Consider the following 13,118-nt stretch of genomic DNA (forward strand, 5'->3'; position numbering starts at 1 on the left):
TGTTGGTTTGTTTTCTTATTTTTTATCTAAATGCTCACCTCCTGGAATATTCATTTTAGAGGTAAGTTTCGATATTTCATTTAAATCAATATCTCCAGTTAAAGACACTACAACCGTTTCAATTTTACGTTGTTTACCATTAATTTCAATTTTGTCTTCCATAACCTTATCAATACCATTAACAAAAATTAAAAGTTCCTTAACGTGGTCGGCATCTTTTCCTTCTTTTACATAAAAATTTACGGTTGTACCATCGTCTTTTACTTCCATAAGCTCTTCTAAAGCGCTCGAGCGCGAACCCACCCATTTCGATACATCTGCAGCAATTGTGGCATTATCGGTAACAATGGTTTTAAAACTGGTAATGCTTTTAACCATATCCATGTAAGCTTGTGCTTCAGGGTCGTCTACATCAATATTAATTTTTGCTAACATCTGGAACATTTTTGGTTTAATGTTAACATAAGTTACATTGGCGTTATCGCTATACTTCTCAAAAATATCCTTTTGGGCCATACCTGTTAATGGTAATAACATTACGGCTAATACAAATACTATTAATTTATTTCTCATTGTTTTAAATTTTAAATTTTTAATGTCTTTTTACTTATTGTTTTTAAAAATAATACTCGTTGAATTTTCAATTTCATTCAAGTAACCTAAGGTAGAAGCACCTTTATTTACCTCATTTAAATATCCAACCGTTGCTGTGCCTTTATTAAAGCGTTTGCTAATCATTTCTAACGATTTTGCAACCTCGTTATAGGCTAATTGCGGGTCTTGGTAAGTACCTAACTCATCTTTACTCGTTGTGGTACCAAAATAAAACCCTAACATAAGAACCGCTACTGCTGCGACAGAAATCCATTTATAATTAAATTTTCTAGTAGTTTTTAATGGAACGTCTTTAGTAAATTGTTCTTGTTGGTTTACCAAAAAATACGCAAACATAGGTTTATACATTTCTAAATGCGAAGCCACATTGTCGCTTGTAAAATAGTTTTTTAACAGTTGCTCTTCCTTTAAGCTAGTTTCGCCGTTATCGTACTTTTCTAGTAATTTTTCTATATTATTTAACACCATAATTATGTGTATTAGTCAATTTTTCTCGTATTGCTTTTCGCGCTCTCGATAAGTTTACACGTACTGCCGTATTATTCATATCTAGCATTTTTGCAATCTCATCCAAATCGTATTCTTCTATATCTCTAAGCTGCACAATTAAACGTTGTTGCTCTGGTAATTCTTCAATAATTTTCGCCACCCAATTAACGCTATCGTTAAGCTCAACCTGTTTTTGCAAAGGCGTATTTCCATCTTCGTAATTGCTATGTACAATTTTAAGGTTTTGCGCCTGTTTCGATTTTAATTTGTCAAAACAAAAATTTTTTGTCATAGTCATAGAAAAAGCCTCCACATTTTTATACTCCTGTATTTTCTTTTTATTTTTCCACAACTTTAACAGAATTTCTTGAGTAGCATCTTCAGCCTCTTCGGTCGAGATAAGTAAGCGTTTTGCTACCCTAAACACTTTATCCTTAAAAGGCATTACAATATTTAAAAACTCTGTTTGAGTCATTTTTGGTTTGGTTTCGTTAAAAGCAGCCGGTTTATTTCTGCTATTTGTAATTACGACGACACAGTATTTATTTTGTTACATCCAATCTAAAAAAAAATAAAATATAGGCGTAACCACGCTTTATGGCGTGGTCGGGCTTTACGCTAAATCTTTTTCTCGTGCCTCAAAAAAGGATACCGCTTCAATCCCTTACGCGAGTGCTAGCCAAAGTTTTCGTTTAAATGGTTTATAATTTAACATTCCAAAGTCAGGTGCTTCATTTTTATTAAATAAATTTTAAATTACACAATATTGTAAATACTTTTAAAGTTTACAGACTAATAAGAAAAATAATAGCATGAAACACTTAAAATCTACCCTTCTTTTACTAGCCATATTAGTTTTAGCAACAAGCTGTTTCGAAGATGGCGACGATGTTACCAACCCCGATTCAGTTTCACTTGAAGTAAAAGATTTTGTCTGGAGTGGCATGAATATATTTTATCTTTATAAAGAAAACATCCCAAACCTAGCAGACGATCGTTTTTCTAGTAATACCGAATACAGCGAATATTTAAATAGCTACACCTCGCCAGAGGCCTTATTTGAAAGTTTAATTTACGATTCCGAAAACACCGACCGTTTTAGCTGGATAACCGACGATTATATTGCCCTAGAAGCACAATTTAGTGGTGTTTATACAACAAATGGTGTAGAATTTAGCTTGTATCTCGCCCCAAACAGCACAACTAATCTTGTGGGTGTTGTACGCTTAATTTTACCAAATACCGATGCTAGTACCAACGGAGTAAAACGAGGCGATATATTTTATGCAATAGACGATGTAACCTTAAATGTAGATAATTACACCCAACTACTAAGCCAATCGACTTACACCCTAAGTTTCGCAGACTATAACGATAATGGCACAACCGATACAACCGACGACACCATAGTGGCAAACGGCACGACAGCGAGTTTAACAAAATCAACATATACCGAAAATCCTGTTCATACAACAAACATACTAACCGTTGGTGGGCAAAATGTGGGCTATATACTTTACAACAGTTTTACCTCAGGATCGGAAGACGAACTAAATAACATTTTTGCAAATTTTAAATCAAATAATGTAGCTCACTTGGTTTTAGACTTACGCTACAACCCTGGTGGAAGCGTAGCTACAGAAACCTATTTGGCAAGTATGATAACCGGACAACATACTGGAGAAATTTTCACCAAATTGGTTAGAAACGATAACTTCGACGAAAGCAACTACCTATTTACTAATCAAATAGAAGAAGGTGGCAGCATAAACAGTTTAAACCTAGAAAAGGTTTATGTTTTAGCAACCGATAAATCGGCATCGGCAAGCGAAGGTTTAATTAACGGCTTACGCCCATATATTAATGTTATACATATTGGTGAAAATACTGTTGGAAAAACCCAAGCATCGGTAACGCTTTACGATTCTCCTAATTTTGGCAGAACTGGGGCTAACCAAAACCACACTTATGCTATGCAACCACTAATTGCCAATGGTGTAAACAAAAATAACGAGCAAGTGCCTAGTACAGGTTTAACACCAACTGTTGGTTTCGAGTATACAGAAAGCCCTACCAATTTGGGGGTTTTAGGCGACGAAAACGAACCTATGCTTGCATTAGCTTTGGAAGACATTGAAAATTCTACAGGAAAATCATCAGCTACAAAACTGGAAATCAATAATACATCTTTAATTTTTATAAAAGATAGTAACGACTTTAATCCGTTAGACGGCGGTATGAGAATAGACTAACACTTCCATGCATAAAACATACTTTAACTGGAGTTCTGGCAAAGACTCTGCTTTGGCTTTACATTATTTATTGCAAGACAAAAATTACAGTGTCGAGAAATTAATAACCACCGTAAACAGCTATTACAACCGTGTGTCTATGCACGGATTGAGAACCGAACTTTTAATACAGCAAACCCAAGCCATAGGCATACCTTCAAATTTAATTGAGCTACCTGAAATGCCTAGCATGGAAATTTATGAGCAAAAAATCACAGCATCTTTAAACACTTTAAAAAATAATGGTTTTACACATAGCGCTTTTGGCGATATTTTTTTAGAAGATTTAAGAGATTACCGCGAAACCCAATTAGCGAAACTAAATTTTAAGGCCGTTTTTCCTATCTGGAAACGGGATACTAAAACACTTTTAAACGAATTTTTAGAATTAGGTTTTAAAACCATTGTAGTTTGTGCTAGCTCTAAATTTTTTAATAAAGATTTTGTAGGTACGGTAATAGATAAACATTTTATAGATAACTTACCTAAAGGTGTAGATCCTTGCGGGGAGAACGGTGAATTTCATACGTTTTGCTTTGACGGCCCTATTTTTAAACAACCTGTACAGTTTAGTATTGGAGAAAAAGTTTATCGAGAGTACCAACAACCTAAAACTAATAATTCGGTTTGTAACACTAATAATTATGGTGTATGGTATTGCGATTTAATCCCATAAAAAAGGCCACCCTTTGGTGGCCTTTCAAGTTTAACCTTGTCTCTCACCCAAGGCTAAACCAATACAGCTATTTGCATAAACAATCTAGCATGGTATTTTTATTACTTTTTATGTAAATTTACACTAATTAACTTACAAATAATGCATTATCTTAAGAATTGCAACATTATTTTAACAAATAATTTAGATTTACATCCAGATAAATAATTAATTCGATTGAGCTTTTTCTAAATATCTATCCTAATTAAAGTAAATTTTTGATGCACCTAGTGCAACAGATTGAGTTGAAACTAACTCAGACGTTTCTAAACTGTAAACATTTAAAGTACTTAAATCTGTAAAGCTTGTATTAAGCAGATAAATATTATCATTTTCTACTTCCATTCCATACAAATATCCTTCTGCAGTAAAAATTGAGGAGCTTGATAAAGCAGTGTCAGTTACACCTATTTCGTAAACACTTCCGCTTAAAGCGTAATAAATAATTTCATCGTCAATTACCATTAAGGATGGATGATCGCCTTCTGCAAAAACCACTTCTTGCTCTACCGCTAAACTACTAATGTCGATTGTAGAAATACTTGCCAAAGTATGCCCCGTAACATTCCAATTAGCATCATAAATTGTTCTTCCTTCAGACAGAACAACTAAATCTCCAGTACTGTTAAAAGCAAGTTCGTCTGGGTTGTCTTTTACTTCTATTTCGGTAACGCTATCATCTTCAATATTAATAACCGAAATAATATTATTAGTAGTATAAGCCCCCTTGTGAGAAACGTATAATTTACCGTTACTTTCAACAATTCGTTCTGGCCCATTACCTACGCTAATTCTTTTTTCAACGGTATACGTCGCTAAATCTATTACAGCTACAAAATCATCTGTATCATCAGAAGTACTCCCCCAGTTGGTTACATACCCTTTATTATCTGAAACCACCATGAATCTTGGTAATTCTAAATCGGTAGATATTTCACCTTTATATTCAAAAGTATATCTGTCTACAACCGTAACTGTATTGGCATCATCTACTACTAAATAAGCATTATCATCATCAAAAGCCATCGATTGTAAATGTGTTCCTAGTTCTACATTATTTACTGTTTTGTAAATTAAATTTTCGGCTACAGTAAAATCGTTTGAAACAAAAGAAACCGAACCTGTTCCTGTACTTTTGCTTCCTTCGCCGCTAATTAAAATACCATTTTCGTAATCGCCTCTTGGCTCAGAATCTGTATCGTCTTCACTACAAGACGTGAAGCATAAAATGCTTAAAATAAAAATTGTGGTTAGTAATTTATTAATTTTCATAATTTAAAATGTATAGTTAATTTTTATATTAAAATTTCTGTTTGGCATTGGTCGCCTAGGTTGTATTACATAATATTTATTAAACAGGTTATTTACTTTAACGCCCAATTGTAATGTGTTTGCATTTGTATGTAATATTTTAAAATTTATTCCTGCATTAGCTATGGCATAATCTGGCACAATAAAATCTTCGGAATTACTCGCGGTAGTATAAACTTTACCATTATATAGCTGCTGATAAAATCCTGAAAACCGTTTGTAGTTGTAGGATAAATTAAAATTCAACAAGTGTTTTGGCGTGTAAATAGTTTGCTTATCTGTTGAAGCATCGATAGCTTCGGTGTAACTGTAATTAAGGTTAAATTGAAGCTTATGATTGTGAAATGTTTCGTTATAACTTAAAGCTAATTCGGTACCTTTATTATTTACTTCAGATAGATTTATAGGCACCCAAACACCTGACCTGTCTTCATCGCCATTTGGTGTCCAAACTATTTTATCTTTTGTGGCAATGTAAAACACTCCTAAATCGGCAGAAAATTTATTGTTTTTAAAACCTAAGCCCAATTCACCTTGTGCAGCGGTTTCGGGAATTAAATCTAGATTACCTTGTCCAGGCCAGTACAAATCGTTATAAGTTGGCACCCGGTAATTCTTTGATCCATTAACTCTTAAAAACCATGATGAACGGACTTTGTAATTTATTCCCAAAGCATAAGTAAAGGGCACTGAATAATCGGTGTTAAAATCTTTTCTAATTTTAGCTTCAAAAGCTATTTTTTGTTGAAGATTTTGATTGTAAACTACAGATTGTGAAAACTGCCTACGATTTTGTTCGGAAATTAAATCGGTGCTTCCGTAAATAGTTTCAAACTCTGAAAACGACGTTATACTTGCTCTTATTTTATTAAAACTATACTTTAAATTATAGTTTGCCAGCATGCGTTTAGACTTACCAAAATTAAAGTTACTGGAGTTTTTATCGGCAAAATAGCGATACTCTTGTGTTAGGTAAGCTAGTTTTGCTTCATGATTAAATACAACACCTTTGTTGGTGTAAACTAGTAAATTTCTATTACTAAAATCTTGATACTTGTCGTTTGCCGTAGTTGGATTGGGTAATTCGCCTGAAAAAAAACGTTCGCCTCTATAATTTGCTGTATAAAAATTAAGTTGCGATTGTTTATTTAAATAAAATGAACCACTAAAATTTAAAGCTAAATTACTATAAGCACCGTTTGTATTTTTATAATCGGTATTTAACCAAGGATAATCGTTATTTGACCTGTTGTACGATACTCCTGCGTTTATAGCTATTTTTTTATTAGAAAACTTTAGCTTGTGTAATCCTTGGTAAGTATTATAACTTCCAACCGAAAATAATGTGTGGTTTTTAAACCTTTTATTTTGGGTAAACTTTAAATTATCGTTTAAGTGAATAGTGCCACCAATAGCTCCCGAGCCGTACTCAATGCTTCCGCCACCGCTTCTTACATTTATACCATCAAACAAAGTTACCGTTAAACTGTTAAAACCTGTCTGCCCACTATTTACAGAATTTATATTTATGCCATTCCAAATTACAGCAGTGTTTGATGAACTTGTGCCCCTAAAACTTGCTGAACTCGTACCTCCCGAACCATATTCACGCAAATAAATTGGCGTATTAAACCTAAGTAAATTGGTAAACGACTCGGTATTTTTTAAAATTACAGAATCGGTTAAACGCTCTACTTTGTAACCAACAGAGTGAACCTGCAATTTTGTATCGGCAGTAACCACAACTTCCTCCAAACGATTAACCAAACTATCGTTTTGAGCAAAACATAGGGTGCTAAAAATACTTGCAACTAAAAAGAGTGCTTTGTGCTTCATAAAATTATTAAACTTTTATCCCGAAAGTTTTATTAATTAATTATGAAATTTGGCAGGTCTCCTGACTTACGTATTCATGTTTGTCTTCCCAATGTTATTATTACAATTTACCGCTTTAGGTGATGTAGCAATAATAAACTTCAGTGACTAAAAAGTATAACATGAATCTCTTTAAAGAGATGCCCAATCGAGTTGAGCACTATGCTTACAGTTGCGGGAACAGCTCTGGATTTTCACCAGATTCCCTTTTAATCGACGTAGTCGTCCCAAACTTGTTTTGGGAACTCATTCTATGTCAAACCAAAATTCGGCACAAATGTATTGTATTTTTTATTATTAATAAGATTTTAATGCATTATAATTACAAAATTTCGAAGCTAAATGTTGTGGTGCTTCAAAATGTTCTGGATGAATCATAGCTGCTAAACATTCTATACCATTTACCAATGTTCCTGCAGAAGATTGTGTAAACATATCGAAATCGGCAATATAAACTTGTTTATTTTTAACGGCTCTTAAATTGTCCCATTCCGGTTGTTTTTCTAAAAAGTGCATATCTTGTAAAGTACGCGCTGTAGTGTAACCACAAGGCGCTATAATGATTACTTCTGGATTGTATTTTACAATTTTATCAAAAGGAATAACAATGCTATCGCCCGACGGATGCGATAACAAATCTATACCTCCAGCATAACCAATTTGGTGCGGAATCCAATGCCCGCAATTAAAAATAGGATCTATCCATTCTAATAAAGCCACACTTTTCAATTGTATTTTTAAGGCTCTTTGATTATCAACTATATTGTAAATACGCTGTTTTAAACCGTCGACATATTTTAACCCAACTGCTTCGTTATTCATGGCTTTGGCGATGGTTAAAGCATTATCAAAAACATCATTTAAACTATTTGGAGTAATAGAAATTAGTTCAGGAATTTTAGGTAATTTGTATGCCGAAGCCGCCACACATTCGGTGTCTATTTGGCAAACATCACAAACATCTTGTGTAAAAATAATGTCTGGAGCTATGGTTTCTAATACAGCTTCATCAACATAGTATAAAGTTTCTCCAGCAGCTTTAGTTTCAGAAAAAATGGTATTTATTTCTTCGCTTGTTAATGTTTTTCCTTCTAATTTGTATCGTACAGCCACTTGCTTTTCTTGTAAGGCTTCCGCAGGACACTCAAAAGTAACACCTTGTAAATCAAATTGTAAACCCATATCATAAATCATTTGGGTAACCGCAGGCATAAACGAAGATACTTTCATATTCTATAGTTTTAATAGCGAAAATACGCAGTTTTAAAGTAGTAATTAAAAAAAATTAAAGACCTTTGATTTTCGAAACGAGAGTTATGCGATTATATTTTTTAACGCTTTTAAGCACATTTATGTTGTTTTCCTGTAAAGAAAACAGCACAAAAACGAATGCGCAAAACGTAAAATTAGAACAAACCCAAAACGTAACTTACGCCAAAGGTTTTACTATTGAAAATCACGACACTTATAAAACGCTTACTGTTACATCGCCTTGGCCAAATAGCAATAAAACATTCACTTATTATTTGGTAAATAAAAATGAAGCCATTCCTGAAGCTTTAAAAAACAAAACGGTTATAAAAACACCTATTAACAAACTAGTTGTAACATCTACCACTAATGTTCCTGCTTTAGAATTTCTAGGTGTTGAGGACAAATTAGTAGGTTTCCCGAACACTAATTTCATTTCTTCGAAAAAAACCAGAACACGCATTGAACAAGGCCTTGTAAAAGATTTAAACAGTGAAGTTGACATTAATACCGAATTGCTTCTAGCCTTACAACCCGATTTAGTTATTGGGCACTCCGTTAATGGAAATAATAAAAGTTTAAACCAAATTGAACGCTTTAATATTCCGGTTGTAATTGATGGCGCTTGGACCGAAAATCATCCACTTGGCAGAGCAGAATGGATAAAATTTATCGCAGCGTTTTTTAATAAAGACAACGAAGCAAAAACTATATTTAAAGCTATTGAAGCCGATTATTTGAAGGTGAAACAACTCGCCGCGAACACTACGAAACAACCCACAGTTTTCTCTGGATCGATGTTTAAAGACATTTGGAATGTTCCTGGAGGGCAAAGTTTTATGGCTAAATTCTTAGAAGACGCCAACACAAATTATATTTGGAAAAACAACACCTCTACCGGCAGTTTACAACTTAACTTAGAAAACGTACTTGAAAAAGCAAAAACAGCTAATTTATGGATTGGCGCTGGCCTTTTTAACAATAAAACCGAAATGGAAAGCCAATACAATGGTTATACTTTTTTTAATGCTTACAAAAACAATAACATTTATAGCTACACAAAACAAATAAGTGAAACCGGTGGCTTAATATATTTTGAGCTTGGGCCACTTCGTCCAGATTTAGTTTTAAAAGATATTATTAAAATTGCACACCCAGAAGTTTTACCAAACTACGAACTTTACTTTTTTAAACCGTTAAATTAATTGCAACAGCACCCAGCATATAAAACCCCATTTTTAGTACTTACTCTAGTACTTATTCTGTGCTTTATTATAAATATTAGTTTGGGTTCGGTTTTAATTCCTTTAAAATCCATTTTTGGTATTGTAACGGGGCAAGTTCCAGAAAATACTTCTTGGGAATTTATAGTAATCAACTACCGTCTACCTAAAGCACTAACCGCTATAATAGTTGGTTCAGGCTTAGGTATTTCAGGCTTACTTATGCAAACCTTATTTAAAAACCCTTTAGCTGGCCCGTTTGTATTAGGCATAACTTCTGGAGCAAGTTTAGGCGTGGCTATAGCTATTATGGGCGCTTCGTTTTTTGGAGGTGTTATGGCTGGTGTTTTAATATCGAAATGGAGCATTGTTATTGCTGCTAGTTTGGGTAGTTTTTTAGTACTACTTACCGTTTTAATTGTTTCAAATAAAGTAAGAGACACTATGGCTTTATTAATTATTGGTCTTATGTTTGGAAGCATAACTGCCGCTATAATTAGTGTTCTCACCTACTTCTCTACAGCCGAAGAATTACAACAATTTGTGTTTTGGCGATTTGGCTCGCTAGGTAATTTATCGTGGCAAGAATTAGTGATTTTTTCAATAATATATTGTATTGGCTTACTTTTAAGTTTAGCCTCAATTAAAGCATTAAACACTTTATTATTAGGCGATAATTATGCTAAAAGCTTAGGACTAAACCTAAAAAAAACACGATTAACTATAATAATTGCCACAAGTTTATTAGCAGGAACTATTACCGCTTTTGCAGGCCCAATTGCTTTTATTGGTTTAGCTATTCCGCATATAACACGACAAATTTTCACCACCTCAAACCATAAAATATTATTACCTGCTGTATTTTTATTAGGCAGCATAATTATGCTTATTTGCGATACTATCGCTCAACTACCGGGTTTAGAATACTTTTTACCTATTAATGCTATAACTTGCCTAGTTGGAGCACCTGTTGTAATTTGGTTACTTGTAAGAAAACGAAAAATGGTGTTTTGATGGTTGATGGTTGATGGTTGATGGAATATATTTAATTTACATTAAACACTAAATTTGAATAAGAAAACTGAAAAATAATACATGGCAGAGCACAATGAGCATATCATTCTTAAAACTGAAAACCTTTCTGTTGGGTACAAAACCAAAAAAGATCAGGTTTGTGTTGCTAAAAACATCAATATTCAGCTTGAAAAAGGACAACTTATTGGTTTAGTTGGTGCTAATGGTATTGGAAAATCTACATTATTAAAAACGTTAACTAAAAATATTCCGGCTTTAAACGGAAGCATTTTTATTGAAAATAAAAACTTAAATAAATGTTCTAATTTAGAACTATCAAAATTACTAAGCGTTGTTTTAACCGAACCTTTAGTCGCTAAAAACCTATCCGTTTTCGAGTTAATAACTCTTGGTAGGCAACCTTACACAAATTGGATTGGTAACTTAACAGAACAAGATTTAAAAACGGTTAACCACGCCATACAAATTATTAATATTGAAGAGCTAAAACACAAAAAATGCTTTGAGCTTAGCGACGGACAACTACAAAAAGTTATGATTGCACGCGCCTTAGCTCAAGATACAAGCCTTATAATTTTAGATGAACCAACCACACATCTAGACATGTATCACAAAGCTTATATTTTAAAATTGCTTCAAAAACTAGCAACAACTACCAACAAAACCATTCTTTTTTCTTCTCACGAAATAGATTTAGCTATCCAATTATGTGATAAAATGATTGTAATGAATACTAACGAAATTAATTTTGATTCGCCATGTAATTTAATTGAACAAGGTGTATTCAACACACTTTTCCCTGATGATTTAATTACTTTTGATGAAATTACAGGTAGTTTTAAAGTGAAGAAATAGAACTTTACTTAAGGACATTTCTTCATAAAAAATTATATTTGATAAAATCTAAATTTTAAATGAACGACAGCTTAATTCTTATTCTAGCTATTTTAGTTTCTGCCATTGTTGGTGGGTATATTGGTGTAACCATCGCTAAACTTAAAAGTAAAACCGAAAAAAGCACTTTAGAAGAACGTAATAGTAACTTACAGCTTCAAATTGAAGATTTAAAAACGCTGCATGCCACCGAAAACGAAAAGCAAAACATCAATTTTGAACAAAAAATAAACGAGTTAAAAGAAACCCTAACCAAAATTGAAAAAGAACGCGAAGATATTAGGCGTGAAAAAGATTTTTTAAACACCGAACTCGCTAGAAGAAACTCGGAGTTTAAAAACCTACAACAACAAAACCTTAAACGCGATAAAGAACTCGAAGAACGCCAAGAACAACTTCGTAAAGATTTTGAACTTTTAGCTACTAAAATTCTAGATGAAAAATCTGAAAAATTTACTATTCAGAATAAAGAAAACATAAAAAACATTCTTAATCCGTTACAGGAAAAAATAAAAACGTTTGAAGAAAAGGTTGATTTAACACAAAAAGAAAGCATTAGCATGCATTCGGCTTTAAAAGAACAATTATTAGGTTTAAAAGACCTAAACCAACAGATGACTAAAGAAGCCACAAACCTAACTCGTGCCTTAAAAGGCGATAGCAAAATGCAAGGAAATTGGGGCGAATTAGTTTTAGAGCGTGTTTTAGAAAAATCTGGTTTAGAAAAAGACCGCGAATATTTTGTACAACAAAGTTTTACCAGAGAAGATAATTCGCGCGTCATGCCCGATGTGGTTTTGCATTTACCCGATGGCAAAAAAATGATAATTGACAGTAAAGTGTCGCTAACCGATTACGAACGTTTTGTAAATGCCGATGATGACGACAAATTATCCTTTTTAAAAGCGCATGTAAATTCGGTAAAACGCCACGTAGATCAACTTTCTGAAAAAAACTATCAGGATTTATACAACATGGAATCGCCCGATTTTGTGTTAATGTTTATACCTATAGAACCTGCTTTTGCTGTAGTTGTGAATGAAGACAACACAATTTACAACAAAGCTTTCGAAAAAAATATTGTTATTGTTACACCATCCACTCTTTTGGCTACTTTAAGAACCATTGATAGCATGTGGACTAACGAAAAGCAACAACAAAACGCCATTGAAATTGCTAGACAAGCTGGTGCACTTTACGATAAATTTGAAGGCCTGGTAAAAGATTTAACTGGAGTTGGCAAAAAAATTGATGCTGCAAAAACCGATTACTCTGCCGCAATGAATAAATTAGTTGAAGGCCGAGGAAACCTAATTACCAGCGTAGAAAAACTTAAAAAAATGGGAGCAAAAGCCAAAAAAGCACTTCCTGAAGCAATTATAAAACGTGCTCTAGACGAGGACTAAAAAAATCATTTAT

The 13,118-nt window shown here is 33.3% G+C and carries 12 protein-coding genes and 1 riboswitch; of the genes, 6 read left to right on the top strand and 6 right to left on the bottom strand.

Annotation, left to right across the window (positions count from 1 at the left end; all coding sequences use genetic code 11):
• Positions 1-15: 15 nt before the first annotated feature.
• From LG651_RS10970 to LG651_RS10980, 3 genes are read right to left on the bottom strand one after another with little or no spacing between them, the layout of a single operon-like run.
• The gene (locus LG651_RS10970; RefSeq protein ID WP_226696173.1) at positions 16-573 is read right to left on the bottom strand and encodes a DUF4252 domain-containing protein; all 558 of its coding nucleotides are present in this window, start codon (positions 571-573) and stop codon (positions 16-18) included.
• A 30-nt stretch (positions 574-603) separates the two neighbouring features.
• A complete protein-coding gene (locus LG651_RS10975) occupies positions 604-1,083 on the bottom strand; it encodes a hypothetical protein (protein WP_226696174.1) in 480 nt (159 codons plus the stop codon).
• Positions 1,070-1,579 (bottom strand): RNA polymerase sigma factor, encoded by a 510-nt coding sequence (locus LG651_RS10980; RefSeq protein ID WP_226696175.1) that lies wholly within the window; start codon positions 1,577-1,579, stop codon positions 1,070-1,072. The genes LG651_RS10975 and LG651_RS10980 overlap by 14 nt, the downstream gene beginning before the upstream one ends.
• 337 nt (positions 1,580-1,916) lie before the next feature.
• Here LG651_RS10980 and LG651_RS10985 point away from each other — a divergent pair, with 337 nt between their 5' ends.
• Both LG651_RS10985 and LG651_RS10990 read left to right on the top strand, forming a co-directional pair.
• Entirely contained in the window at positions 1,917-3,356 is a 1,440-nt protein-coding gene (locus LG651_RS10985) for a S41 family peptidase (RefSeq protein WP_226696176.1), read from the top strand.
• A 7-nt stretch (positions 3,357-3,363) separates the two neighbouring features.
• Positions 3,364-4,071, top strand: a complete 708-nt coding sequence (locus LG651_RS10990) for an adenine nucleotide alpha hydrolase (protein ID WP_226696177.1) — start codon at positions 3,364-3,366, stop codon at positions 4,069-4,071.
• Between the two features lie 240 nt (positions 4,072-4,311).
• Here the strand turns inward: LG651_RS10990 and LG651_RS10995 are convergent, their stop codons facing one another.
• The 3 genes from LG651_RS10995 to LG651_RS11005 all read right to left on the bottom strand — a co-directional run bounded on the left by LG651_RS10995 (position 4,312) and on the right by LG651_RS11005 (position 8,526).
• Positions 4,312-5,382, bottom strand: a complete 1,071-nt coding sequence (locus LG651_RS10995) for a YncE family protein (RefSeq protein WP_226696178.1) — start codon at positions 5,380-5,382, stop codon at positions 4,312-4,314.
• Between the two features lie 3 nt (positions 5,383-5,385).
• Complete coding sequence (locus LG651_RS11000) at positions 5,386-7,257, bottom strand: TonB-dependent receptor plug domain-containing protein (RefSeq protein WP_226696179.1); 1,872 nt, start codon at positions 7,255-7,257, stop codon at positions 5,386-5,388.
• Between the two features lie 34 nt (positions 7,258-7,291).
• A riboswitch (cobalamin riboswitch) is annotated at positions 7,292-7,543 on the bottom strand.
• A gap of 50 nt (positions 7,544-7,593) precedes the next feature.
• Positions 7,594-8,526, bottom strand: a complete 933-nt coding sequence (locus LG651_RS11005) for an ABC transporter substrate-binding protein (protein WP_226696180.1) — start codon at positions 8,524-8,526, stop codon at positions 7,594-7,596.
• 86 nt (positions 8,527-8,612) lie between these two features.
• Between LG651_RS11005 and LG651_RS11010 the strand changes: the two genes are divergently transcribed.
• The 4 genes from LG651_RS11010 (at position 8,613) to rmuC (ending at position 13,105) form a co-directional block, all read left to right on the top strand.
• Positions 8,613-9,752 (top strand): ABC transporter substrate-binding protein, encoded by a 1,140-nt coding sequence (locus LG651_RS11010; RefSeq protein WP_226696181.1) that lies wholly within the window; start codon positions 8,613-8,615, stop codon positions 9,750-9,752.
• Complete coding sequence (locus LG651_RS11015) at positions 9,753-10,784, top strand: FecCD family ABC transporter permease (protein WP_226696182.1); 1,032 nt, start codon at positions 9,753-9,755, stop codon at positions 10,782-10,784.
• An 81-nt stretch (positions 10,785-10,865) separates the two neighbouring features.
• Positions 10,866-11,660, top strand: a complete 795-nt coding sequence (locus tag LG651_RS11020) for an ABC transporter ATP-binding protein (protein WP_226696183.1) — start codon at positions 10,866-10,868, stop codon at positions 11,658-11,660.
• Positions 11,661-11,719: 59 nt separating this feature from the next.
• On the top strand, positions 11,720-13,105 hold the full coding sequence (gene rmuC / locus LG651_RS11025; RefSeq protein ID WP_226696184.1) for a DNA recombination protein RmuC: 1,386 nt from the start codon (positions 11,720-11,722) through the stop codon (positions 13,103-13,105).
• Positions 13,106-13,118: the final 13 nt, after the last annotated feature.

It is taken from the genome of Neotamlana sargassicola (genome assembly GCF_020523965.1).
Classification (GTDB): Bacteria; Bacteroidota; Bacteroidia; order Flavobacteriales; family Flavobacteriaceae; genus Neotamlana; species Neotamlana sargassicola.